Origin of the sequence: Nonomuraea sp. NPDC059023 (genome assembly GCF_042740095.1) — a bacterium.
Classification (GTDB): Bacteria; Actinomycetota; Actinomycetes; order Streptosporangiales; family Streptosporangiaceae; genus Nonomuraea.
Genome location: NZ_JBHYIO010000025.1, coordinates 151,082 through 173,862 on the forward strand (window position 1 = coordinate 151,082; position 22,781 = coordinate 173,862).

Consider the following 22,781-nt stretch of genomic DNA (forward strand, 5'->3'; position numbering starts at 1 on the left):
CAATGAGCGGCGACCCTCAGAACGCCTGGCTGCCGGCGAAGGTCAGGGCGCGAACGTCCGTGACTCTCCCACGGCCAGGTCCCAGAGGCTCTCGCGCGGCAGACCCAGCGCGCTCCACGCGGCCCGTGTGCTGATGATCGGGGCCAGCAGTTCCTCCCCCGACAGGAGGAACGTCCCCCAGTGCATGGTCGCCATCCGGCGCGCCCCGACGTCCAGAAACCCCTGGACGGCCTCGGCCGGGTTGACGTGGGAGGTCTTCAGGAACCAGTTGGGCTCGTAGGCGCCGACCGGCATGAGCGCCAGGTCCAGCCCGGGGTAGCGCTCGCCGATCTGCGTCAGCCGTTCCCCGTAGGCGGTGTCACCGGCGAAGTACACCGACTCGCCGATCACCCACCCGCCCCACAACGTCTTGCAGGTGTCCCAAATGGTCCGGCGGCTCCAGTGGTGGGCGGGCACGAAGTCGAAGCGCACGTCACCGATCTTCGTGGAGTCCCACCAGTCCAGCTCGTGGACCTGCCGGAACCCCCGCCGGGTGAACCACGGCCCGAGCCGGGCGGGCACGAGCATGGGCGTGTGGCGGGGAAGCCGGCGGATGGTGGGCGCGTCGAGGTGGTCGTAGTGGTTGTGGCTGATCACCACGGCGTCGATCCTGGGCAGGTCGCTCCAGGCCACACCGGGGGGCGTGAGCCGCTGCCGGGTTCCCGGGATGCGGCGCGACCACACGGGATCGGTCAGCACCGTGAGGCCGCCGACCCGCACCACGAACGTGGAGTGGCCGACCCACGTCACGGCCGTCTGGCCGGTCTCGACCCGTGGCAGGCCGCCGCCGCGCAGCACGGGGATCTGGTCGGCGTCCCCGATGTCGGGACGGAAGCCGCCGTGCCAGGCGGCGCTCAGCAGTTCGCGGAAATCAGGGAGGGGGGCGGTGAGACGGTCACGGAAGTCCTCAGGCCACTGCGGCGCGTGAACGGTCTGCGTCATGAACGGTCCCCTGCCCTGAGTAACTGAGCGATCACTCTGAATGATCCCCATGTGGGCGTCTTCTCCACCAGGGGGCTTTCCTGGGGTAGCCGCCGTCATCCAGGTTGGCCAGCCGTTCGAACACGTTGTAGGAGGCCTGGTGTCCGCAGATGAGCAGGGAGGTGAACATGGCGAGCAGGTAGAGCGGGAGCATGGGGAGCCCGGCGCAGCAGGCCCACTGGGTCGCGTGGCGGCCCTCGTGCCGGATGAGGCGTTCGTCGAGGCTGTGGTGCCTGGTCAGGACGACGTTTCCCACGGTGAAGGCGCCGGCGACGGGGAAGCGGTAGCGGTATCCGAATGCCAGGATCAGCCCGTCGGGCCCTGGTTGCCGCACGGCGCCGCCCACGACGGAGATGAGCAGGCCGAGGGGCGTCGCCAGGTTCACGAGGTTTACCACCCGGCGGATTCGGTAGAGGGGTTTCGGTCGACTCACCCTTGACCAATCTTGACAAGTCGGAATAATGATCCACGTCCTGAAATCTCCCACAAGAGCAGGATCATGCGATTCACCATCTTGACCGCGGTTGTCGGAACGATGGCACTCGCCACGGTAGGCGGCGTCGCGGTCACCCAGACGTCAGCATCGGACCCCCTACGAGACGCGAGCCACCCCGTCGGCGCCCAGGTCGCCTTAGCGACACCGACCACGAGCCCCACTCCCACCTCCACAGCTGGGGAGTACACCGCCAAGACGAAGGTCGTCAAGAAGAAGGGCGTCTCCTATCTGGACGTCGCCGTCCGCTACGACGGAGCCGCGAGGTTCACCGTCAAGCAGCGCGTGTGCAAAGCCAAGAAGTGCAGGACGGCGACCGCCCAGCTCCCCGTGACGACCGGGGCGGGCAAGACCACCAAGAAGCTCGGCAAGGGCTCCTTCAAGAAGAAGGGCAAGCCCACGGTCAGCCTGAAGACGCTGCCGTGGCCGACGAAGACCGTCACCGCGACGCCGACCGGCGGCGCCACCACGACGGTCACCGCGACGGCCCCCGCCGAGACGGTCACCGTGACCCAGACGGCGACGGAGACCGTGACGGTCACCGAGCAGGCCCCCGCGCCGCCCGCCGAGACGGTGACGGTGACGTTCACCTGCCAGCCCGCGCCGCCCGAGCCCACGGTCACGCCCACGGTCACGCCCACGGCGACCGACCCGGGCACCCCGACGCCGACGGGCACGCCCACGGCCACTGACACGCCTACGCCCCTGGCCGCCGGCACTCCGACCCCGACGCCCACCCCCACCGTGACGCCGACCGTGACCGACCCCGGCACGCCCACGCCCACCGGCACGGGCACGCCCACGGCCACGGACCCCGGAACCCCGACACCGACCGACACCGGCGTACCGACCTGCCCCGCGCCGGCCGAGCCCACCCCGACGGACACCGCTCCTCCCGAGGAGACCGAGCCGCCGGAGGACACCCCCGAGCCGACCACCCCCACCCAGTAGAAGCAGCGAGGATCTCGAGGGGGCAGCCGCCCGCAGACCGGCTGCCCCCTCGTTTCACGTTCTCAGGTCGTCGGGTTCTTGGGTTGCTGACCGTAGAGGAGCCACGATCCCGAGGCGGGTGAGGAGGGCGCCAGCAGGAAGGCCGCGACCACGGCGACGGCTCCGCCGTACAGGTAGAGATAGCCCGCGAGGTCGCCGGCGATCACGAGGTCGCCCGCCGCCCACTTCAGCGAGAACGCCATCGACACCAGCAGCCAGCCGACGGCGACCAGTCCCGCGCCGAGCTTGGAGCGCATCAGACGGCCCGCGCCCCAGCAGATGCCGAACAACAGCAGAACCCACACGACCGCCGCGATCGGGATCTGCCCGAGATACCAGGCATGGGTGAACCCGCCGACCAGGCCCATCGCGAGGCCCAGCACCAGCAACATGCCGTAGGCCGCGCCACCCAGCGCCGACTGCTCCATGGCGAACGAGGTTAGTGGATGCCGGAGAACAGGTCGTTCTCGCGGGTGTACGGCTCGCCGATCCCGCCCGCCTCGACCGGAGCCCCCGGGATCGCCTTGCCCATGGCGCCGCGGTACAGGATGAAGTGCTCCACCCCGGCCGCGCGCTGGCCGATGTTGTTGGACAGCGCGAAGAACGGCGCCTTCACGGTGATCTGGGTGGCGTGGGCGCGCATGGCGTCCAGTTTGTTTACCAGCCAGGGCCGGGCGTCGACCTCGGTGGTGATCTCGTCGTCGGCGCTGCCGAACGGCAGGTCGCCGGGGTCCTCGACGAGGAAGCCGGTGCCGGAGTCGGCCAGCGCCTCGGCGTCCCTGCGCATCACCGACCTGGCGGTGGCGGTGAAGTAGAACTTGGCCACCTGCCACGGCTCGCCGTCCCCGGGGCGGAAGGCCGGGTCGGCGGCCAGGTCGAACGCCCGCGCCGAGACGCGGTGCGCCTGGATGTGGTCGGGGTGGCCGTAGTAGCCGTTGGCGTCGTAGGTGACCAGGACCTGCGGGCGTACCTCGCGGATCACCGTGACCAACCTGGCCGCCGCCTCGTCCACGTCGGCGCCCCAGAAGGCGGACGCGTCGTCGTTGGAGGCGGCGCCCATCATGCCCGAGTCGCGGTAGCCGAGGTAGCGGTGGTCGTCCACGCCCAGCGCCCTGAGCGCCTGGACCAGCTCCTTCGCGCGGTACTCGCCCAGCTCGGGGTCGCCCTCCAGGTGGGCCAGCTCCGGCGGGATCACCTCGCCCTCCTCGCCCAGCGTGCAGGTCACCAGCGTGACGTGCGCGCCCTCCGCCACGTAACGCGCCATCGTGGCCCCGGTGTTGATCGTCTCGTCGTCCGGGTGCGCGTGCACGAGCAGCAGCCGCCGATCAGTCATGTCCCCGAGCCTAACCAAAGGCACCTTGCTGGCAGGATTGAGGCCATGAGTGAGAGTTACCCGCGCATGTCCGCACGGACCCGACGATTCACCCTTGGAGTGCCGAGGGGCTTCACGATCTCTCCCGACGGTGGGCGGGTGCTCTTCCTGCGTACCCAGTCGGGTGTCGACCCGGTCACGTGCCTGTGGGAGCTCGACACCGAGACCCACGTCGAGCGCCTGGTCGTCGACCCGCGCAAGCTCGCCGACGCTCTCCTCGCCGGCGAGGAGAACCTCCCTCCGGAGGAGAAGGCGCGCCGCGAGCGCAGCCGGGAGCAGGCGGGCGGCGTGGTCGCCTACTCCGCCGACGCCGAGGCCGCGCTGGTCGCGTTCGCGCTGTCCGGCGGCCTGTACCTGACCGACGTGGCCACCGGCCGCACCCGCGTGATCGAGACCGCGGGCGGCGTCATCGACCCCCGTCTGGCCCCTGACGGACGCAGCGTCGCCTACGTCACCGGCGGCGCGCTCCACGTGCACGACCTGGCCTCCGGCCGCGACCGCGTGCTGGCCGCGCCGGAGTCGCAGACCGTCACCTACGGGCTGGCCGAGTTCATCGCCGCCGAGGAGATGGATCGGATGCGCGGCTACTGGTGGGCTCCCACCGGTGACAAGCTGCTGGTGGAGCGGGCCGACGAGGCGCCGGTCCAGGAGTGGTACATCGCCGATCCGGCCAATCCCGAACGGCCGGCCGTACCTCAGCGTTATCCCGCCGCAGGCACGCCGAACGCCCGGGTCGAGCTGTTCGTCCTGGGCCTGGACGGCTCGCGCGTGGCGGTGCCGTTCGAGGACGAGTACCTGGCCACCGCGTCCTGGGACTCCCACGCGCTGTCGATCGTGACCATGCCGCGCGACCAGAAGGCGCTGCGGCTGTTCTCCGCCGACCCGCTGACCGGCGCGTCGACGCTCGTGCGCGAGGACACCGACCCGGCGTGGGTGGACGTCTTCGGCGGCGTCCCCGCCCACCTCGACGACGGCTCGCTGGTCTGGGTCGCCGCGCGGGACGGCGGCAACCGCCTGTTCGTCGGCGACCGGGCCGTCACCCCGCCCACCCTGCAGGTGCGCGAGGTCCTCGACGTCGACCACGACAGCGTCCTGTTCCGCGCCAGCGGCGGCGACCCCAGCGAGATCCAGCTCTGGACCTGGGACGGCGCCTCCCTGCTGCCCGTCTCCACCCGCTCCGGCGTCTTCTCCGGCCGCATGTCCGGCGGCGTGGGCGTGCTGAGCGAGCAGACCCTCGACGGCGAGGGCGTCTCCACCACCGTCGTCAGGCGCGACGGCATGGCGATCCCGATCGCGTCGCTGGCCGAGCGCCCCGGCCTCGACCTGCGCGTCTCACTCGGCCGCTCCGGCCGGCGCGAGCTGTCCACCGCGGTGGTGCTGCCCTCGTGGTACGAGTCCGGTTCCGGCAAACTGCCCGTCCTCATGGATCCGTACGGCGGGCCGCACGCGCAGCGGGTGCTGTCGAGCCACAACGCCTACCTGGGCAGCCAGTGGTTCGCCGAGCAGGGCTTCGCCGTCGTCGTGGCCGACGGCCGCGGCACGCCCGGCCGCGGCCCCGCCTTCGAGCGGGCCGTGCTCGACGACCTGGCCGGGCCGGTGCTGGAGGACCAGATCGACGCCCTGCAGGGCGTGGCCGAGCAGTACTCGGGCGACCTCGACCTGACGAAGGTGGCGATCAGGGGCTGGTCGTTCGGCGGGTACCTGGCGGCGCTGGCCGTACTGCGCCGTCCCGACGTCTTCCACGCGGCGATCGCCGGGGCCCCGGTGACCGACTGGCGGCTGTACGACACCTGCTACACCGAGCGCTACCTCGGCCACCCGGACGAGCGTCCGCAGGTCTACGACCAGTCCTCGCTGTTCGGCGACGCCGCCAAGCTGGAGCGCCCGCTGCTGCTGATCCACGGCCTGGCCGACGACAACGTCGTGGCGGCGCACACGCTCCGGCTGTCGTCCGCCCTGCTGGCCGCCGGCCGCCAGCACAGCGTGCTGCCGCTGTCGGGCGTCACGCACATGACCCCGCAGGAGGTCGTGGCGGAGAACCTGCTGCTGCTCCAGGTCGACTTCCTGAAGCGGGCGCTGGAGGTCTGAACTTGTCGGTGCCGGTGGCTAAGCTGCGCCGGTGCGCGAATTCATCACGATTGTCGGGGCCAGGGAGCACAACCTCAAGGATGTCTCCCTGGAGATCCCCAAGAACAAGATCACCGTGTTCACCGGCGTCTCAGGCTCCGGAAAGTCGTCGATCGTCTTCGACACCGTCGCGGTCGAGGCGCAACGCCAGCTCTACGGGACCTTCAGCTGGTTCATCCGCAACCAGCTGCCCAAGTACGAGCGGCCGCACGCCGACGCCATCAGCGGGCTGACCACGCCCGTCATCGTCGACCAGAAGCCGGTCAGCGGCAACGCCCGCTCCACCGTCGGCACCATGACCGACATCATGCCGATGATCCGCGGCCTGTTCTCACGCGAGAGCGGGCTGCCGGTCAACCTCTTCTCCTTCAACGACCCCAAGGGCATGTGCCCGGAGTGCGATGGCATCGGCCGGTCGGTGCAGCCGATCCTGGAGATGATGGTCGACCGCGAGAAGTCGCTCAACGAGGGCGCGATCCTGCTGCCGGGTTACAAGGTCGGCAGCGCCGCCTGGCAGGTCTACGCCAAGCACGAGCCGCTCGACCCGGACAAGCCGGTCAAGGACTACTCGCCGGAGGAGGAGCACGCTTTTCTGCACGGGTCCGGCAAGGTCTCGGTCGGCGGCATGTTCAACATGACCTACGAGGGGTTGCTCGACAACTTCGTGCGTACCAAGCTCAAGCGTGAGACCAGCGAGAAGACGCGCGAGCAGATCAAGCCGTTCATCACCGAGGGCGTCTGCACGCTCTGCCACGGCGCCAGGCTCAGCCCCGAGGCGCTGGCCCCGCGCGTCAACGGCAGAAACATCGCCGACTACGCCGCCATGCAGATCACCGACCTGATCGAGGAGCTGGCCGGGCTGGGCACGCCGCTGGCCGACGGGGCGCGGGTCGCGCTGGAGCGGGTGGCCGGCATCGGGCTCGGCTACCTCAGCCTCGACCGGGCCACGGCCACGCTGTCGGGCGGCGAGGGCCAGCGGCTCAAGCTGGTCAAGCACCTCGGCAGCACGCTGATCGGCGTCACCTACATCTTCGACGAGCCGAGCACCGGACTGCACCCGCGCGACGTGGGCCGGCTCAACACGCTGCTCGCCGCGCTGCGCGACCAGGGCAACACCGTGCTGGTGGTCGAGCACGACCCCGACGTGATCGCGGTGGCCGACCATGTGGTCGACGTCGGTCCCGGCGCCGGCGCCCACGGCGGCACGATCGTCTTCGAGGGCACGGTCGAGGAGCTGCGCCGGGCCGACACCCGCACCGGCGCGGGGCTGCGCGCCACGGGCACGCTCAAGACGGAGGTCAGGACTCCCGACGGCAAGCTGCCGATCGAGGGCGCCGACCTGCACAACCTCAAGAACGTCTCGGTCAGCGTGCCGACCGGGGTGCTCACCGCGGTCACCGGCGTGGCGGGCTCGGGCAAGTCGAGCCTGATCGCCGACGTGTTCATGACCACCTACCCCGAGTCGGTCTTCGTCGACCAGTCGGCGATCGGCGCCTCCACCCGCTCCACCCCGTCCACCTACATCGGCGTCATGGACACGATCCGCTCGCTGTTCGCCAAGGCCAACGGCGTGGCGCCGGGCCTGTTCAGCTTCAACTCCGACGGCGCCTGCGAGGGCTGCCAGGGCAAGGGCGTCATCATCACCGAGGTCGCCTACATGGACCCGGTCACGACCCACTGCGACACCTGCGACGGCCGCCGGTTCAAGGAGTCGGTGCTGGCGCACGAGCTGCGGGGCAAATCCATCGCGGACGTGCTGGAGATGGCGGCCGAGGAGGCGGTGGAGTTCTTCACCGAGAAGGCGGTGCGGCCCAAGCTGCAGGGGCTGATCGACGTCGGCCTGAACTATCTGTCGCTCGGCCAGTCGCTGAGCAGCCTGTCCGGTGGCGAACGGCAGCGCATCAAGCTGGCCACGCAGCTCCAGCGCACCGGCGGCGTGTACGTGCTCGACGAGCCGACCACCGGCCTGCACATGTCCGACGTCGGTACGCTGCTGGCGCTGATGAACCGGCTGGTCGACCAGGGCAACACGGTCGTGGTCATCGAGCACAACCTCGACGTGATCATGCATGCCGACTGGATCATCGACCTGGGGCCCGACGGGGGCAAGGACGGCGGCGAGATCGTCTTCGAGGGCACCCCGGCCGAGCTGCTCGGCTTCGCCGGTTCGCTGACCGGAGAGGCGCTGCGCCGTACCGTGGGCTGACATACCTGGGTAGGACCACGGCCTGCCAACACCAGACCGTGGTCCGACGCGGCACCCGCCCCTCCCCCACGATCCTTTACGCCATGTGGACATCCCTCGCCCTCACACTGGCGCTGACGGTCACCCCCACGCCCGCCGACGACCTCACCTGGAGCCCCTGCCCCGGCGACAAGGTCGGCATGGAGTGCGCCGACCTCAAGGTGCCCGTCGACTGGAGCAAACCCGCCGGGCGCACCATCACCCTGAAGCTGGGCCGCCTCAAGTCGACCGGCCGGGCCGAGGGCTCCGCCCTGATCGCGTACGGCGGGCCGGGCGGCCCCGGCATCGCCCTGACCCAGCAGACCGCCGCCACCTGGGCGAACCTGCGCAAGCGCATGCACGTCGTCACCTGGGACACCCGCGGCTACGGCGAGCAGTTCCGCGGCCTCAGCACCGGCCTGCCCTGCACGTGGACCAGAATCCCGATCGCCGCCTTCCCCGAGGACGACGCGGAGTTCGGCCGCCTGCACGACACCAACCGGGGCTACGCCGAGCCGTGCCGGAGCAAGGACCCCGAGCTGTTCGCCAACATGAGCTCCGCCGACCAGGCCCGCGACATGGAGGCCATCAGAAAGGCCCTGGGCGAGAGCCGCCTCAACTACTACGGCGCCTCCTACGCCGGCTTCTACGGCCAGGACTACGCCAGGCTGTTCCCCGGCAAGGTCAGGACCATCGCCCTGGACGGCACCTGGAACCACAGCACCGCCGACTGGCCCGCCGAAACGGACGCGATGGCCAGAACCAACGAGACCTTCGCGGGCCGCTACTTCACCTGGAAGGGCGCGGACTCCGCCCGCGAATGGCGCGCCTTGGTGGCGGCGGCCAACCGCAAGCCGATCCCGGCCAAGAAGGCGCCCGGAGTCGCCTACAACGGCACCGACCTGCAGGATCTGCTGCTGGGTCTGGTCCGCCGTGGCGGCCCCAGCACCTTCCCCGCCGTATCGGCCGCCATCAAATCCGCGGTGGCGGGCGACGCCTCCGGCTTCGTCCCCGAGCGCGGCCTGCGCTACCCCGACCAGTCCACCGGCGTCACCGAGTGCACGGACTGGCCCCGCTTCGCCAACCGGACCGAGATGGAGGCGAGCCTGCGCCGGTTGCGCAAGGTGGCGCCCAACCTCGGCGCCGCGGGCACCCTGGCCAGCGGGACACTGGGCTGCGTGGGCTGGCCGACCGGCGTCACCAATCCCCCCAGGCCGCTGCCCAAGGGGCTGCCTCCGTTGCTGGGGAGCGGGGCTTGGGGCGAGTCGGACGCGGTGAAGCGGGTGGTGGACCAGGTGCCGGGGAGCGCGGTGGTGCGCCACGAGGGTCCGGGGCACACGCTGTACATGTCCAACGCCTGCGCCCGCGACCACATCGACCGCTACCTCACCGAAGCCAAACTCCCCACCCAGCCAGACACCAGGTGCTAAGCCCTTACCTCTTGGCTCTGGCCGCCGGAGGGCTTCACCCACCAAACCCCGAACCCACAAGGGCCTGACCCCGCAGAGGGCTGACCCCGCAGGGGCGCTGACACGCAAGGGTTGACCCCCGAGGGCAGATGCCCAAGGGGTTGACCCGCAGAGGGCTGCCACGCCGAAGCCCTGGCCCGCGGCTTTCGCCGACCCCAGTGGCCTCCCGACCTCCGGCTCCCCTTCCTGCGCCACCCCGCAGCTCCCCGCCGCACGGTTCCTCCGGTCGGGTCAGGGGGTGGGGGTCCAGGTGGGGTTGCGGCCGAGGTAGCGAAGGAGGGTGGCCACGGCGTCGTCGTTGGCCTCGGCGTCCAGGGCGTCGGCGTACATGCCGTAGGCGCGGGGGCCTTCGACGATCTGGTGGGCCACGGGGAGGAGGTCGCGGGCCAGGTCGGCGGTCAGCGGGGAGGGGCGGCCGGTGGCCATGGCGATGTCCCAGGCGTGCACGGCGGCGTCCAGGGCGCAGGCGCCCACGGCCACCGGGGCGGGGAGCTTGAAGGGCGGGAGCGGGACGGGGACGTCCACAGCGTCCTCGGCCACCCCGGACCACGCCTGCTCGGCGGCTTCCAGGGCGGGCTCCAGGGTGTCCGCCACCGAGGCCGACAGGTTGCCGGAGGGGGCGAAGGGGTCCTCCTCGGGGCGGGGGCCGCCGGTCAGGAAGCTGGCGTAACCGAGCTGGTCGCCGGAGGCGTGCTGGAGGACTTGGGTGACGTTCCAGTCCGCGCAGGGGGTGGGGAGCTGCCAGCCGTTGTCGGGGACGCCGGCGACGGCCTGGCGGAGGGCGGTGTGGGCCTGGGCGAGGATGTTCCACTCGGTCATGGGAGGCGCCTTTCGCTGTCGTTCGATGACTCCACTATATCAGAACGGAATGCTCTATTCCATACTTTCAGCTGATGAAGAGTGTAGCCGCCGGAGGCCTGCTTGAAGAGGTACTCAGAACGCTCGTACGACAGGCGGCCCCGGCCCGTCTCCGGGCACAGGTCGGCGGGCTTCGGCCTGCGGGCCGGCGCGGGTCTGCGGTCGGCCAGGAAGACCGGGCCTCTCGACCGGCCTGCCAGGAGATCGGGCAGGAGTTCGGCGGTGCCGTAGCCCCAGGTGATCCACGTCGGACCCACGTGGGCGCGGCGCGCTTCCAGGTCCAGGTCCTCGACGTTGAGCGACAGCACGGTCTTCGCGCCGGCGCCGGACTCGTAGATGAGATGCCACAGGGTCCGCTCGCGTAGGGACGGGTGGCGCCAGAGGGCCTGCAGGGCGGGGCCGTCCATGGCTGGGCGCCGTTCGCGGCTCTCCGTTCTGCGCTCCAGGTCGGTGGAGAGGTCGGGGATGGCAGCCCATGCCGAGAATGAGCGTACGGCGGCGCGGTGCCGGTTCCAGGTCTTGGGCGCGGCCGTACCCCAGGCGAGCGCGAACACCCTGGCCACCTTCGCGCCGTCCACCGCACCCAGCGGCGTACGCGGCCCCAGGTCCAGCCGGAGCCTGCGCAACGTCTGCCCATAGGACCGCAACGTCTCGGCCCCCAGATCCGCCCGCGCCAGAAACCCCTCCACCGCCTCCCCCAACAACCTTGCCTCACCTCCAACAACCCCGGACGGGGCGTGGGGCGCGGTGGTGCTGTCGGGTCGGGGCAGGGCTTGAGGCGCGGCGGTGTCGGGCGCAGTGACACCGTGCGACCTGGTCGTGCCGCCGGGCGCGGCCGTGGTCTTGGGCGTAGCCGTGGTCTTGGGCGTAGCCGTGGTCGCGGTCTTGGCGGTGGTCGCGGTCGCGGGGGCGAGGGCTGAGTGCGGCCCGGCAGTGTCGGGCTGTGGGGTGGTTGGCGCGTGTGGGGTGGTGGGTGGGTGTGGGGTGGTTGGCGCGTGTGGGGTGGTGGGTGGGTGTGGGGTGGTGGCGCGTTTGAGGAGGAAGGTGCGTTCTGCGGCGTTGCGGGTCAGGGCGGCGGCGCGTTCGAACTGGGTGCCGGCCTCCTCGTGACGCCCCAACCGGGCCAGCAAGTCGCCGTGCACCACCGACAGCGGGTGGTAGTCCTTCAGGGCCGGGTCCCTGGTCAGCTCGTCGATCAGGGCCAGTCCCGCCTCCGGCCCCTCGGCCATGCCCACCGCCACGGCGCGGTTGAGCTGGACGACCGGGGAAGGCATCAAGCGGGCCAAAGCCCCATACAGTGCGGCGATCTGGGGCCAGTTGGTCTCGGCGGCGCTCTCGGCCTGGGCGTGGGAGACTGCGATGGCGGCCTGCAGGACGTAGGGACCCAGGGGGCCGCCGGACTGGCGGGCACGCAGCATCGAGGCGAAGCCGCGATTGATCAGGTCCCGGTCCCAGAGGCTACGGTCCTGCTCGTGGAGCTGGACGGGTTCGCCGGACGGGCCGGTGCGGGCGGCGGAACGCGACTGCTGGATCTCCATCAGCGCGACGAGACCGTGCACCTCGGCCTCACCGGGGGCCAGGCCGGCCAGCAGGCGTCCCAGGCGGAGGGCTTCCAGGGCGAGGGCGGGGCGGGTCAGGTCGTCGCCGGCCGTGGCGGAGTAGCCCTCGTTGAAGATCAGGTAGAGGACCTCCAGGACGGAGGCCAGGCGGGTGGCGAGTTCGGGGCCGGGCGGGAGTTCGAAGGGGATCTGCTCGTCGGCCAGCGTGCGCTTGGCCTTGGCGATGCGCTGGGCGACGGTCTGCTCGGGGACGAGGAAGGCGCGCGCGATCTCCTGGGAGGTCAGGCCGCCGAGCAGGCGCAAGGTCAGCGCCGCCCGTTCCTCGGTGGGCAGGACCGGATGGCTCGAAATGAACATCAGGCGCAGAACATCATCATCCAGCCCCGACGCCCCGGACAGCTCCGCATCGCGACCGGCGCCGGCGTCTCGGTCTTCGTCCGCGTCCCGGCCGGCCTCCTGCTCCAGCGTGCGGGCGATCTCGGCGTGTTTGCGCTCCTGCCGTTCGCCACGCCGCAGGTGGTCGACGGCACGCCGCTTGGCGGCCGTCATGAGCCAAGCCCCAGGATTGTCGGGTACGCCCTGGTCCGGCCACTGCTCCAAGGCGGCGACCAGTGCGTCTTGGGCGAGTTCCTCGGCCAGGCCCACGTCCCGGACCATCCGCGTCAGGCCGGCGATGATCCGTGCGGACTCGGCCTTCCAGACGTCGCTGACCGCGGCTGCGGCCGTCACCCGTAGATCAGCTGCATCCTGCCCTCACCATCCCCGATGATCGCGAAGAAACGCCGGGAGAGCTCCAGCGCCTCCTCCCGGGAGCCGACCTCGATCAGCGCGAACCCGCCCGCCATCTCCTTGGCCTCGGCGAACGGACCGTCCATGACGGTGATCTCGCCGCCGACCGACTTGATCAGGGTGCCGCCCAGCTCCATGCCGCCGGTGGCGATCAGAGCGCCCGCCTCCGTCAGCTCCTGGATGAACTTGCCCATCTCCATCTGAAGCGTCTCATCAGCCCTCGGCTGGCCCACGGTCGTCAGCAAAAACCTCATGCCGCACACCTTAGCGTTCCCTGTCACATGCCCCGGGCGACGCGTAGGCAGAAGACACCGAAAGGACCAGAGACATGACCACCACCACCGTCACCGGCCCCGTCACCACCCGTACGCTGCTGGCCGCCGCCGCGCTCGCCGCGCCGGTCTGGGTGGTGGTCTCCCTGGCCCAGGCGTTCACCCGCGCGGGCTTCGACCTCACCCGCCACCCTCTCAGCCAACTGGCCACCGGCGAACTCGGCTGGATCCAGATCGCCACCTTCGTCACGGTCGGCGTGCTGTTCATCGCCGGCGCGACCGGCCTGCGACGCGCGCTGCACGGCCAGCCGGGCGGCATCTGGACGCCCCGCCTGATCCGCATCGTAGGCGTCGGGATGATCGCCGCCGGAGCCTTCACCATGGACGCCGCCGACGGCTTCCCCGTCGGCACCCCGGCGGGCCCTCCGGCCGGGATGAGCTGGCACGCGATCGCCCACATGGCTGCCGGATCGATCACCTTCCTCGCACTGGCCGCCGCCGGTTTCGTCCTGGGCCGCCACTTCACCCGCACCGGCGACCGTACCTCCGCGATCATCTCCCGCGCAGCCGGCGTGGCCGTCATCCTGGGCAACGGCTGGACGATGAGCGGCGGCCGCATGGGCTCGCTCACCCTGGCGATCGGGGTGTCGCTCGCACTGGCCTGGGTCTCCACGGTCGCCTACCGCCTGCGCAACCGCCCCTGACCCATCAGCGTGTACGGCACAGCGTTCGCACCCCACCACCCAAGCCCCGCTCCGGAACCCGGAGCGGGGCTCACCCGTATCAGCCACCACCCGCTCGCGGGGCGACGGGATAAGCCGGAGAGCCCCCAACCACCCAGAGGCCGGACAACCAGGACCCGAGACCCGAACCCGGATGCCCGAAACCCCCAACCCGGAAGACCGACACCGGGTAGCCGGAGACCCGGGGAGCCCTGGGCCGGGGGCCGGAGGGCCGGAGGGCCGGGAGCCCGAGCGGTGGGGCGGGGGCCGGGGGCCGGAGGGCCGGGAGCCCGAGCGGTGGGGCGGGTGGCCTGAGGCTCGGAAACCCGACGAGACGGGCCCCACGGGCCGGGGCTGGGGGCTGGGCTGGGCTGGGGGCTGGGGGGCTGGGCTGGGGGCTGGGGGGTTGGGGTGGGGGTTGGGGTTGGGGTGGGGGTTGGGGTGGGGGTGGGGGTGGGGGTGGGGGTTAGCGGGGGGCGGGGGTGCCGTGCCAGCTGGACCACAAGGCCGCGTAAGAGCCGCCCTGTGCCACCAGTTCGTCATGGCTGCCCAGCTCACTGATCGTCCCGTCCTCCACCACCGCGACCCGGTCGGCGTCGTGGGCCGTGTACAGGCGGTGGGCGATGGCGATGACGGTCCGTCCCTCCAGGACGGCGGCCAGCGAGCGTTCCAGGTTTCTGGCCGCTCGCGGGTCGATGAGGGAGGTCGCCTCGTCGAGTACCAGCGTGTGCGGGTCGGCCAGCACGAGGCGGGCCAGTGCGAGCTGTTGCGCCTGGGCGGGGGAGACGGCGAGGCCGCCGGAGCCGACTTCCGTGTCGAGGCCGTCGTCCAGGGCCAGCGCCCAGTCGAGGGCGTCGACGGCCGCCAGCGCCTGCCGTACCCGATCGTCGGTGGCGTCGGGACGGGCGATGAGCAGGTTGTCGCGGAGCGTGCCCTTGAAGACGTGGTGTTCCTGGGTGACGAGGGCGACGTGGCCGCGCAGGTCGTCCAGGGGGAGGTCGACCAGCGGGACGTCGCCGACGGTCACGGCGCCGGTGCGCGGGCCGTGGATCCCGGCCAGCAATCTGCCGAGCGTCGACTTGCCGGCGCCGGACGGGCCGACCATGGCCAGGCGTTCGCCGGGCGCGACGGTCAGCGAGACGCCGTGGAGGACGTCCCGACCGGCCCGGTAGGCGTAGCGGACGTCGTCGGCCTTCAGGTGTTCGCCGGAGGGGCGGGCGCCGGTGGCGGTGCGGTCGTCGGGCACGTTCGCCACGCCCAGCAGGCGGGACATGGCGGCGCCGCCGACCTGGAGCTCGTCGATCCACATGAGGAAGCGGTCGAGCGGGTCGATGAGCTGCTGCGCGTAGAGGGTGGCGGCGGTTACCTGGGCGAGCGTGACCCAGTCGTTGATGTAGAAGAGGCCGCCGATCAGCAGGCTGATGACGACGGGCAGCACGTAGCCGAGCTCCACGGCGGGGAACCAGACCGTGCGCAGCCCGAGGGTGTAGCGCTCGGCGGCGTAGGAGGCGGTGATGTCCCGGTCGGTACGGTCGGCGCGCCGGCGCTGCAGGCCCAGAGCCTCCACGGCACGGGCGCCTTCCACGGTCTCGGCCAGGCCCTCGGTCATGTCGGCGTAGGCCGCGTTCTCGCGCAGGTAACCGTCACGCGCCCGCCGCAGGTACCAGCGGGTGGCGATCCACAGGATGGGCGCGGCGATCAGCATGGGCAGCGTGAGCAGCGGGCTGACCAGCAGCAGCGCGCCGACGGTGATGGTGAAGGTGACGACCGCGATCAGTGTCTCCGGTACGGCGTGCCGCACCGTCCTGGACAGCGAGTCGACGTCCCGCGACGTACGGGTGATCAGGTCACCGGAGCCCGCCCGCTCGACGGTGGACAGCGGCAGCCCGAGCACCCGGTCGACGAACTCCTCGCGCAGTTCCGCCAGCACCCGCTCGCCCAGCCGGGAGGAGGCGAGCACGGCGAAACGTACCAGCAACGCCTGCATGAGCAGGAAGCCGCCGATGGCCAGGCCGACGAACCACACGTTGACCCGGGCGCCGTCCTGTACATCCTGGACCAGGTTGCCGAGCTGCCACGGCACGGCCAGACCCGACACGGCGGCCAGCCCGTGCAGCGCGAGCGCGACAGAGAGCTGACGCGGGTATTTGAGCGTCAGCCGGCGAGCGTAGGCACGAACCTGCTTCTGATCGGCAACCGGCAGGATTTCCCTGCTCATTTGTCGTTCACCACTCCTCACTCACTCCGCGGAGTGCCTCGTACCTCGGCCCTCCACTCCGCTCGCTGCGTCGGGTTCGCTCACTGCTCATAGGTCGCTCACCACTCCTCACTCACTCCGCGGAGTGCCTCGTACCTCGGCCCTCCACTCCGTTCGCTGCGTCGGGTTCGCTCCGCAGCCATGTTCAGTCCTCTCCTCTCGTGACGGTCGCCGAGTAGGCGCTGGACGTGGCGAGCAGTTCGCGGTGCGGGCCTTCGGCGTGGACGCGGCCGTCCTCCAGGTAGACGACGTGCTCGGTGCGGTCGAGCACGAGCGGGCTGGTGGTGCAGATCAGCGTGGTCTTGCCGGCGCGTGCCTTGGCGAGCCGTTCGGCGATGCGGGCCTCGCTGTGGGCGTCGACGGCGCTGGTGGGTTCGACGAGGATGAGCACCTCGGGGTCGGCCACCAGGGCGCGGGCCAGGCGCAGCCGCTGCTGCTGGCCGCCGGAGAACTCGCGGCCGCTCTCGGCGACCACGGTGTCGAGGCCTTCGGGCAGCGCGTCCACGATGTCCTCGGCGCAGGCGGCCCGCAGCGCGTGGCGTACCTCGTCGATGGAGGCGTTGCCGCGCACGTCGAGCTCGTCGCGCAGGCGGCCGGAGAACAGGCGGGCGGCGTTGTCGGCGACCAGGATGCGCTCGCGGACCTCGGGGATCGGCAGCTCGGCCAGGTCGACGCCGCCGAAGGTGACGTCGCCGTGGGCGTAGCGGCCGAGGCGGTCGGCGACCTCGATGGCCTGTTCGGGCGTGGGGGCGGCCAGCGCGGTCATGGTGCCGGGCTGGAGGGTGACACCGCTGTAGGAGTCGCGCAGGACGCCGCCCTCGGAGGTACCGGTGCCGCCGTCGACCTCGGGTTCCATCGACAGGATCCGGACCACGCGGCGCGCGGCCACGTGCCCCTTGGTCAGCTTGTCGGCGGCCTCGGTGAGGGTGCGCATGGGGCCGATGAGGAAGACGGCGTAGCCGTAGAAGGCGACGAGCTGTCCTGCGGTGATCTGGCCGCCGAGCGCGAAGGAGGCGCCGATGCCGGTGACGACGGCGATGAGCACGCCGGGCAGGAGGATCTGGGCGCCTTCGAGCAGCGACTCGATGCCGGCCACGCGGACGCCGGCGTGGCGTACGCGCTGCGACTCTTCCTGGTAGCGCCCGGAGAAGACCTGCTCGCCGCCGATGCCGCGCAGGACGCGCAGGCCGGAGACGATGTCGGCCGAGCGCGTGGACAGTTCGCCCTGCAGGTCGCGGTGGGCCTTCTGGCGTTTGTGCAGCGGCTTGAGCAGCGGGCCGACGGCGATGGCCATGAGCGGGACGCCGAAGAGCACGAGCAGGCCGAGCGGCAGGGAGGTGGAGATGAGGTAGATCGTGACGGTGACGATCGCCACGACCGAGCCGGTGCCGCGCAGCAGGATGTCCATCGAGCTGCCGATGTGCGCGATGTCGGAGTTGCCGACGCTGATGACCTCGCCGGTCGACAGCCGCTTGGGGAGCGTGGCGCCGAGGCGGGTGGCGTGGCGGGTGGTGAGCTGGACGGTGCGGTACGCGGCGGCCAGCCAGTTGTAGACGGCGAAGCGGTGGCGCATGATGCCGGCGAAGGCCTGCAGCAGGCCCAGCGCGAGCATCACCGCCGACCAGATCAGCAGCGCTCGGGTGTCCTTGGCGGTGACGGCGTCGACGCCCTTGCCGAGGACGGCGGGGACGAGCGCCTGTCCCAGCCACCAGAGGGTGGCGAAGCCGATGCCGATCGCGAGCGCGGTCTTCTGCCGCAGCGCGTTCCACAGCAGGTAGCGGAAGGGCGTGCGTATGTCAGGGGTGCCGGGATCGGCTTCAGGCAGGGAGCGCATAGCCTGACTAGGCTGTCAAAGCCGCCCTGACCAGGCAAATCATTTTCCGAACCCCCGGAGGGTGTAGAGCAGGGCCGTCAGCGCGGTCAGCGCGAGGAGCAGGTAGCCGATCGTGTACGCGCCGGTCGCGGTGTAGACAGCGCCCATGACCAGCGGCGGGAAGTATCCGCCGAGCCCTCCGGCGGCGCCCACGAGGCCGGTGACGGTGCCGACCCGTGAGGCCTCGACCAGCTTGGCGACGAGCGCGAAGACGCCGCCGGCGCCGAGGCCGAGAAAGAAGGCCATGAGCACGAAGCTGACCCCGGCGGGGATCTCCAGCGGCGGGTTGAAGGCGAGGACGACGGCCATGGCGACGGCGCCGGCGAAGGAGATCGTCAGCACCCTGATCGGGCCGATCCGGTCGGAGGAGATGCCGCCGAGGGGGCGGGCGATCACGGCGGCGATGGAGAACCCGGCGGTACGCAGGCCCGCCTCGGTCTGGGCGAACTCGTAGACGTTCTGCAGCAGCGTGGGCAGGTAGGTGGAGAACGCGACGAAACCGCCGAACGCGACCGCGTACAGGAAGGCGCACTGCCACGTGGCCTTGATCTTCATCGCGTCCTTCATGCGGGGCAGCGCGGGCTCGGTGCTGGGCTGCCAGGCGGGCGAGTTGCGGCTGGCGAGCAGCATGATCACGCCCATGACGGCGAGCGCGGCGCCCATGATCAGGTGTGTCGTGGAACGGCCCAGCGATTCGACCAGCCGTGGCGTGAAAAATGCGGACAAGGCGGTGCCGCCCATCCCGGCCCCGAACACGCCGGTGGCGAACCCGCGCCGCGCCGGCTCGTACCAGGAGTTGACGAACGGGATGCCGACCGCGAACGAGGTGCCCGGGATGCCCAGCAGAAACCCCCACAACAGCAGCGAGCCGTAGGAGTTCGACCAGCCCACGAACAGGACCGGCACGATCGAGACGAAGCAGATGATCGCGAACATCAGCCGCCCGCCGAACTTGTCGGCCAGCATCCCGACCGGGATCCGCCCCAGCGACCCGACCAGCACGGGGATCGCGACCAGCATCGACGTCTCGGTCGGCGACAGGTGCAGTGCCTTGCTGTAGCTGCCGGACAGCGGGCCGATGAGGTTCCACGCCCAGAAGGTGATGGTGAAGGCCGCCGTCGCCAGCACAAGATTTCGCACACGCATGCACCCTGTGTAACAGGTCACTACAGAGTGTGATGAAGTGGGGGTATGAGTGAGGCGGAGGACATCCTCCTGAAGACCGGCCGGTTCTTCCGCAGATCGGTCACGGGCCAGGACCTGCGGACCGTCTACCTGTCCGGCGGCCGGGAGGGCGACGCCTTCTACCGCGACCGGTGGAGCCACGACAAGGTGGTCCGCTCGACGCACGGCGTGAACTGCACGGGCTCGTGCTCGTGGAAGGTCTACGTCAAGGACGGCATCATCACCTGGGAGACCCAGCAGACCGACTACCCGAGCGTCGGCCCCGACCGCCCCGAGTACGAGCCGCGCGGCTGCCCGCGCGGCGCCGCCTTCTCCTGGTACACCTACTCGCCGACGCGGATCCGCTACCCGTACGCGCGGGGCGTCCTGGTCAGGATGTACGGCGAAGCCCGCGGCAGCGGCCTCGACCCGGTAGCCGCCTGGGCCGAAATCACGACAAATCCGGAAAAGCGGGAGACCTACCAACGCGCCCGCGGCCAAGGCGGCCTCGTCAGGATCACCTGGGACCTCGCCACCGAGATGATCGCCGCCGCCCACGTCCACACCATCGCGACCTACGGCCCCGACCGTGTGGCCGGCTTCTCCCCCATCCCCGCCATGTCCATGGTCAGTCACGCGATCGGCGCCCGGTTCGTCTCGCTGATCGGCGGGACCATGCTCAGCTTCTACGACTGGTACGCCGACCTGCCGGTCGCCTCCCCCCAGGTCTTCGGCGACCAGACCGACGTACCCGAGTCGGCCGACTGGTGGGACGCGGCGTACCTGATGCTGTGGGGCGCCAACGTCCCGGTCACCCGCACGCCCGACGCCCACTGGATGGCCGAGGCCCGCTACCGGGGCCAGAAGGTGGTGGTGGTCGCCCCCGACTACAACGACGCGGCCAAGTTCGCCGACGAGTTCCTGGCGGTGAACCCGGGCACGGACGGCGCGCTGGCCATGGCGATGGGCCACGTGCTGCTGAGGGAGTGCTTCGTCGAACGGCAGGTGCCGTACTTCACCGAGTACGTCAGCCGGTTCACCGACCTGCCCTTCCTCGTCACGCTGACCGAACGCGACGGCCGCCACGTGCCGGACAAGTTTCTGACCGCCGCCGACCTGGGCTCGCAGGAGGAGTCGGCGGAGTGGAAGACCGTCTTCCTGGGCGCGGACGGCGAGCCGGTCGTGCCCAACGGCTCGGTCGGCTTCCGGTGGGGCGAGCGCGGAAAGGGCCGCTGGAACCTCAAGCTCGACACCGAGCCCCTGCTCACGCTGTACGGCGCGGAGCCGGTTGAGATTACTCTGCCCCGCTTCGACGGCGGCGGCCCGCTGACCCGCGGCGTCCCGGCCAGGCGGATCGGCGGGCACCTGGTCACGACCGTCTTCGACCTCATGCTGGCCCAGTACGGCGTGCACCGGCGCGGGCTGCCGGGCCGCTGGCCCCACGGGTACGGCGACGCGTCGGAGCCGTACACACCGGCCTGGCAGGAGCCCATCACGAAGGTCCCGGCGGCCCGCGCGATCAAGATCGTGAGGGAGTTCGCCACGACGGCCGAGCAGACCCGCGGCCGCTGCATGATCATCCTGGGCGCGGGGACCACCCAGTGGTTTCACGGCGACACGATCTACCGGGCCTTCCTGGCGCTGCTGATGCTGACCGGCTGCCAGGGACGCAACGGCGGCGGCTGGGCGCACTACGTGGGCCAGGAGAAGTGCCGCCCGCAGACCGGATGGGCGCAGCTGGCCGGCGGCCTGGACTGGTCGCGCCCGCCCCGGCAGACGCCGGGCACGCCGTTCTGGTACCTGCACACCGACCAGTGGCGCTACGACCGCTTCGACGCCGGCGATCTGAGCTCCCCGATCGGCCCCGGGGCCTTCCGCGGCAGGCACACCGCCGACCTGGTGGCCGAGGCGGTCAGGAACGGCTGGATGCCGATGGCGCCCGCCTTCGACCGCAACCCGCTGGAGCTGGGCGACGCGGCGGACCCGGTCGCGAACGCCCAGGAGGAGCTCGCCAACGGCACCCTGCGCTACGCCGCCGAGGACCCGGACGACCCGCGCAACTGGCCGCGGGTGCTGACGCTCTGGCGCTCCAACCTGCTGGGGTCGAGCGCCAAGGGCAACGAGTACTTCCTGCACCATCTGCTCGGCGCGCGCTCGAACCTGCCGGGGCCCGACGAGCAGGCGCCGCGGGGCAAGCTGGACCTGCTGCTGACGCTGGACTTCAGGATGACGTCCTCGACGTTGTTCTCCGACATCGTGCTGCCCGCGGCGACCTGGTACGAGAAGCACGACCTGTCCTCGACGGACATGCACCCGTTCGTGCACGCGTTCAACCCGGCCATCACGCCGCCGTGGGAGACCAAGAGCGACTTCCACGCCTTCCACGCGATCGCCAGGGCCTTCAGCGCCATGGCCAAGGACCGGCTCGGGGTCAGGAAGGACGTCGTGGCGCTGCCGTACCAGCACGACACGCCCGGCGAGATCGCCCAGCCGGGCGGGCGCGCGCCCGCCCGCGTCACGCCCAACCTGGTGGTGGTCGAGCGCGACTACGGCGCGGTCGCCGAGAAGATGGCGGCGCTCGGCCCGCTGGCCGAGCGCAAGGGGCTGCCGGTGAAGGGCGTGGTGTTCATGCCCGACGAGGAGGTGGTCTGGCTCGGCGAGCGGTGCGGGCTGGTGCCGCGTGGCGTCGCCAAGGGACGGCCGATGCTCGACACCGAGGCCAAGGCGTGCGAGGCGATCCTGGCGCTGTCGGGGGTCAGCAACGGGCGGCTGGCCGCCCAGGGCTTCGGGCAGCTCGCCGAGCGGACCGGCACCGACTTCGGCGAGCTCGTCCACCGCGACCACCGCATCGTCTTCGCCGACACCCAGGCCAGGCCCACGCACGTGGCCTCCAGCCCGGAGTGGTCGGGCAAGGAGTCGCACGACCGCCGCTACTCCCCCTTCACCATCAACGTCGAGCACCACAAGCCGTGGCACACGCTGACCGGCCGGATGCACTTCTTCCTCGACCACGACTGGATGCACGAGTACGGCGAGGCCCTGCCGGTCTACCGGCCGCCGCTGGACATGACCGCCCTGTTCGGCGAGGGGAGCGCGGACATGCTGGTGGTGCGGTATCTGACGCCGCACTCGAAGTGGTCCATCCACTCCGAGTACCAGGACAACCTGCTCATGCTGTCGCTCTCACGCGGCGGTCCGGTGATCTGGATGTCGGTCCAGGACGCCGCGAAGATCGGCGCCGCCGACAACGACTGGATCGAGGCCACCAACCGCAACGGCGTGGTCGTGGCCAGGGCGATCGTCTCCCACCGGATGCCCGAGGGCACGGTCTACATGCACCACGCCCAGGACCGGGTGATCGACGTGCCGAAGTCGGAGGCGACCGGACGGCGCGGCGGCATCCACAACGCGCTCACCCGCGTGCTGATCAAACCCACCCACATGATCGGCGGGTACGCCCAGCTCTCGTACGCCTTCAACTACCTCGGCCCGACCGGCAACCAGCGCGACGAGATCACCGTGATCAGGAGGCGCTCACAGGAGGTGACGTACTGATGGAGCGAACCCGACGCACCGAACGGAGTGGAGGTCC

16 protein-coding genes are annotated in these 22,781 nt (G+C 71.0%); 6 read left to right on the forward strand and 10 right to left on the reverse strand.

Annotated elements, in window-relative coordinates:
• Window positions 1–42: 42 nt before the first annotated feature.
• Window positions 43–981: an MBL fold metallo-hydrolase gene (locus ACFWYW_RS36130; protein WP_379610622.1), complete on the reverse strand. Its 939-nt coding sequence runs from the start codon at window positions 979–981 to the stop codon at window positions 43–45.
• 31 nt (window positions 982–1,012) lie between these two features.
• Window positions 1,013–1,405, reverse strand: a complete 393-nt coding sequence (locus ACFWYW_RS36135; RefSeq protein ID WP_379610623.1) for a hypothetical protein — start codon at window positions 1,403–1,405, stop codon at window positions 1,013–1,015.
• A gap of 114 nt (window positions 1,406–1,519) precedes the next feature.
• Here ACFWYW_RS36135 and ACFWYW_RS36140 point away from each other — a divergent pair, with 114 nt between their 5' ends.
• Window positions 1,520–2,464 carry a hypothetical protein gene (locus ACFWYW_RS36140; protein ID WP_379610624.1) on the forward strand — a complete coding sequence of 315 codons (945 nt, stop codon included), beginning with the start codon at window positions 1,520–1,522 and terminating at the stop codon, window positions 2,462–2,464.
• Window positions 2,465–2,526: 62 nt separating this feature from the next.
• On the opposite strand, the gene ACFWYW_RS36145 is transcribed toward ACFWYW_RS36140, so the two are convergent.
• Window positions 2,527–2,931: a DUF6113 family protein gene (locus ACFWYW_RS36145; protein ID WP_379610625.1), complete on the reverse strand. Its 405-nt coding sequence runs from the start codon at window positions 2,929–2,931 to the stop codon at window positions 2,527–2,529.
• Window positions 2,932–2,942: 11 nt separating this feature from the next.
• Window positions 2,943–3,836: an N-acetyl-1-D-myo-inositol-2-amino-2-deoxy-alpha-D-glucopyranoside deacetylase gene (gene mshB, locus ACFWYW_RS36150; protein ID WP_379610626.1), complete on the reverse strand. Its 894-nt coding sequence runs from the start codon at window positions 3,834–3,836 to the stop codon at window positions 2,943–2,945.
• A gap of 45 nt (window positions 3,837–3,881) precedes the next feature.
• Between mshB and ACFWYW_RS36155 the strand changes: the two genes are divergently transcribed.
• The 3 genes from ACFWYW_RS36155 (at window position 3,882) to ACFWYW_RS36165 (ending at window position 9,656) form a co-directional block, all read left to right on the forward strand.
• Window positions 3,882–5,963, forward strand: a complete 2,082-nt coding sequence (locus ACFWYW_RS36155) for a prolyl oligopeptidase family serine peptidase (protein ID WP_379610627.1) — start codon at window positions 3,882–3,884, stop codon at window positions 5,961–5,963.
• A 31-nt stretch (window positions 5,964–5,994) separates the two neighbouring features.
• On the forward strand, window positions 5,995–8,208 hold the full coding sequence (locus tag ACFWYW_RS36160; protein WP_379610628.1) for an ATP-binding cassette domain-containing protein: 2,214 nt from the start codon (window positions 5,995–5,997) through the stop codon (window positions 8,206–8,208).
• An 83-nt stretch (window positions 8,209–8,291) separates the two neighbouring features.
• On the forward strand, window positions 8,292–9,656 hold the full coding sequence (locus tag ACFWYW_RS36165) for an alpha/beta fold hydrolase (protein ID WP_379610629.1): 1,365 nt from the start codon (window positions 8,292–8,294) through the stop codon (window positions 9,654–9,656).
• A 270-nt stretch (window positions 9,657–9,926) separates the two neighbouring features.
• On the opposite strand, the gene ACFWYW_RS36170 is transcribed toward ACFWYW_RS36165, so the two are convergent.
• From ACFWYW_RS36170 to ACFWYW_RS36180, 3 genes are read right to left on the reverse strand one after another with little or no spacing between them, the layout of a single operon-like run.
• Complete coding sequence (locus ACFWYW_RS36170; protein ID WP_379610631.1) at window positions 9,927–10,514, reverse strand: TIGR03086 family metal-binding protein; 588 nt, start codon at window positions 10,512–10,514, stop codon at window positions 9,927–9,929.
• Window positions 10,511–12,841, reverse strand: a complete 2,331-nt coding sequence (locus ACFWYW_RS36175; RefSeq protein ID WP_379610632.1) for a sigma-70 family RNA polymerase sigma factor — start codon at window positions 12,839–12,841, stop codon at window positions 10,511–10,513. The genes ACFWYW_RS36170 and ACFWYW_RS36175 overlap by 4 nt, the downstream gene beginning before the upstream one ends.
• Window positions 12,838–13,155, reverse strand: a complete 318-nt coding sequence (locus tag ACFWYW_RS36180; RefSeq protein WP_379610633.1) for a YciI family protein — start codon at window positions 13,153–13,155, stop codon at window positions 12,838–12,840. The genes ACFWYW_RS36175 and ACFWYW_RS36180 overlap by 4 nt, the downstream gene beginning before the upstream one ends.
• Before the next feature lie 74 nt (window positions 13,156–13,229).
• Between ACFWYW_RS36180 and ACFWYW_RS36185 the strand changes: the two genes are divergently transcribed.
• Window positions 13,230–13,877, forward strand: coding sequence for a DUF998 domain-containing protein (locus ACFWYW_RS36185; RefSeq protein ID WP_379610634.1), 648 nt, complete (start codon window positions 13,230–13,232; stop codon window positions 13,875–13,877).
• A gap of 484 nt (window positions 13,878–14,361) precedes the next feature.
• Here the strand turns inward: ACFWYW_RS36185 and ACFWYW_RS36190 are convergent, their stop codons facing one another.
• The 3 genes from ACFWYW_RS36190 to ACFWYW_RS36200 form a co-directional block, all read right to left on the reverse strand.
• Window positions 14,362–16,113, reverse strand: a complete 1,752-nt coding sequence (locus ACFWYW_RS36190; protein ID WP_379610635.1) for an ABC transporter ATP-binding protein — start codon at window positions 16,111–16,113, stop codon at window positions 14,362–14,364.
• Window positions 16,114–16,297: 184 nt separating this feature from the next.
• Window positions 16,298–17,986 (reverse strand): ABC transporter ATP-binding protein, encoded by a 1,689-nt coding sequence (locus ACFWYW_RS36195; protein WP_379610636.1) that lies wholly within the window; start codon window positions 17,984–17,986, stop codon window positions 16,298–16,300.
• Window positions 17,987–18,025: 39 nt separating this feature from the next.
• Window positions 18,026–19,171, reverse strand: coding sequence for a nitrate/nitrite transporter (locus ACFWYW_RS36200; protein WP_379610637.1), 1,146 nt, complete (start codon window positions 19,169–19,171; stop codon window positions 18,026–18,028).
• 45 nt (window positions 19,172–19,216) lie between these two features.
• On the opposite strand from ACFWYW_RS36200, the gene ACFWYW_RS36205 reads away from it, so the two are divergent.
• On the forward strand, window positions 19,217–22,744 hold the full coding sequence (locus ACFWYW_RS36205) for a nitrate reductase subunit alpha (RefSeq protein ID WP_379610638.1): 3,528 nt from the start codon (window positions 19,217–19,219) through the stop codon (window positions 22,742–22,744).
• The last annotated feature ends 37 nt before the right edge of the window (window positions 22,745–22,781 follow it).

What these genes read in the sequence shown, in the direction of transcription:
- ACFWYW_RS36190 (WP_379610635.1), bottom strand. Translation starts at nt 16,113, where the DNA reads ATGAGCAGGGAAATCCTGCCGGTTGCCGATCAGAAGCAGGTTCGTGCC.
- ACFWYW_RS36145 (WP_379610625.1), bottom strand. Translation starts at nt 2,931, where the DNA reads ATGGAGCAGTCGGCGCTGGGTGGCGCGGCCTACGGCATGTTGCTGGTG.
- ACFWYW_RS36200 (WP_379610637.1), bottom strand. Translation starts at nt 19,171, where the DNA reads ATGCGTGTGCGAAATCTTGTGCTGGCGACGGCGGCCTTCACCATCACC.
- ACFWYW_RS36165 (WP_379610629.1), top strand. Translation starts at nt 8,292, where the DNA reads ATGTGGACATCCCTCGCCCTCACACTGGCGCTGACGGTCACCCCCACG.
- ACFWYW_RS36155 (WP_379610627.1), top strand. Translation starts at nt 3,882, where the DNA reads ATGAGTGAGAGTTACCCGCGCATGTCCGCACGGACCCGACGATTCACC.
- ACFWYW_RS36140 (WP_379610624.1), top strand. Translation starts at nt 1,520, where the DNA reads ATGCGATTCACCATCTTGACCGCGGTTGTCGGAACGATGGCACTCGCC.
- ACFWYW_RS36170 (WP_379610631.1), bottom strand. Translation starts at nt 10,514, where the DNA reads ATGACCGAGTGGAACATCCTCGCCCAGGCCCACACCGCCCTCCGCCAG.
- ACFWYW_RS36195 (WP_379610636.1), bottom strand. Translation starts at nt 17,986, where the DNA reads ATGCGCTCCCTGCCTGAAGCCGATCCCGGCACCCCTGACATACGCACG.
- mshB (WP_379610626.1), bottom strand. Translation starts at nt 3,836, where the DNA reads ATGACTGATCGGCGGCTGCTGCTCGTGCACGCGCACCCGGACGACGAG.
- ACFWYW_RS36205 (WP_379610638.1), top strand. Translation starts at nt 19,217, where the DNA reads ATGAGTGAGGCGGAGGACATCCTCCTGAAGACCGGCCGGTTCTTCCGC.
- ACFWYW_RS36180 (WP_379610633.1), bottom strand. Translation starts at nt 13,155, where the DNA reads ATGAGGTTTTTGCTGACGACCGTGGGCCAGCCGAGGGCTGATGAGACG.
- ACFWYW_RS36185 (WP_379610634.1), top strand. Translation starts at nt 13,230, where the DNA reads ATGACCACCACCACCGTCACCGGCCCCGTCACCACCCGTACGCTGCTG.
- ACFWYW_RS36130 (WP_379610622.1), bottom strand. Translation starts at nt 981, where the DNA reads ATGACGCAGACCGTTCACGCGCCGCAGTGGCCTGAGGACTTCCGTGAC.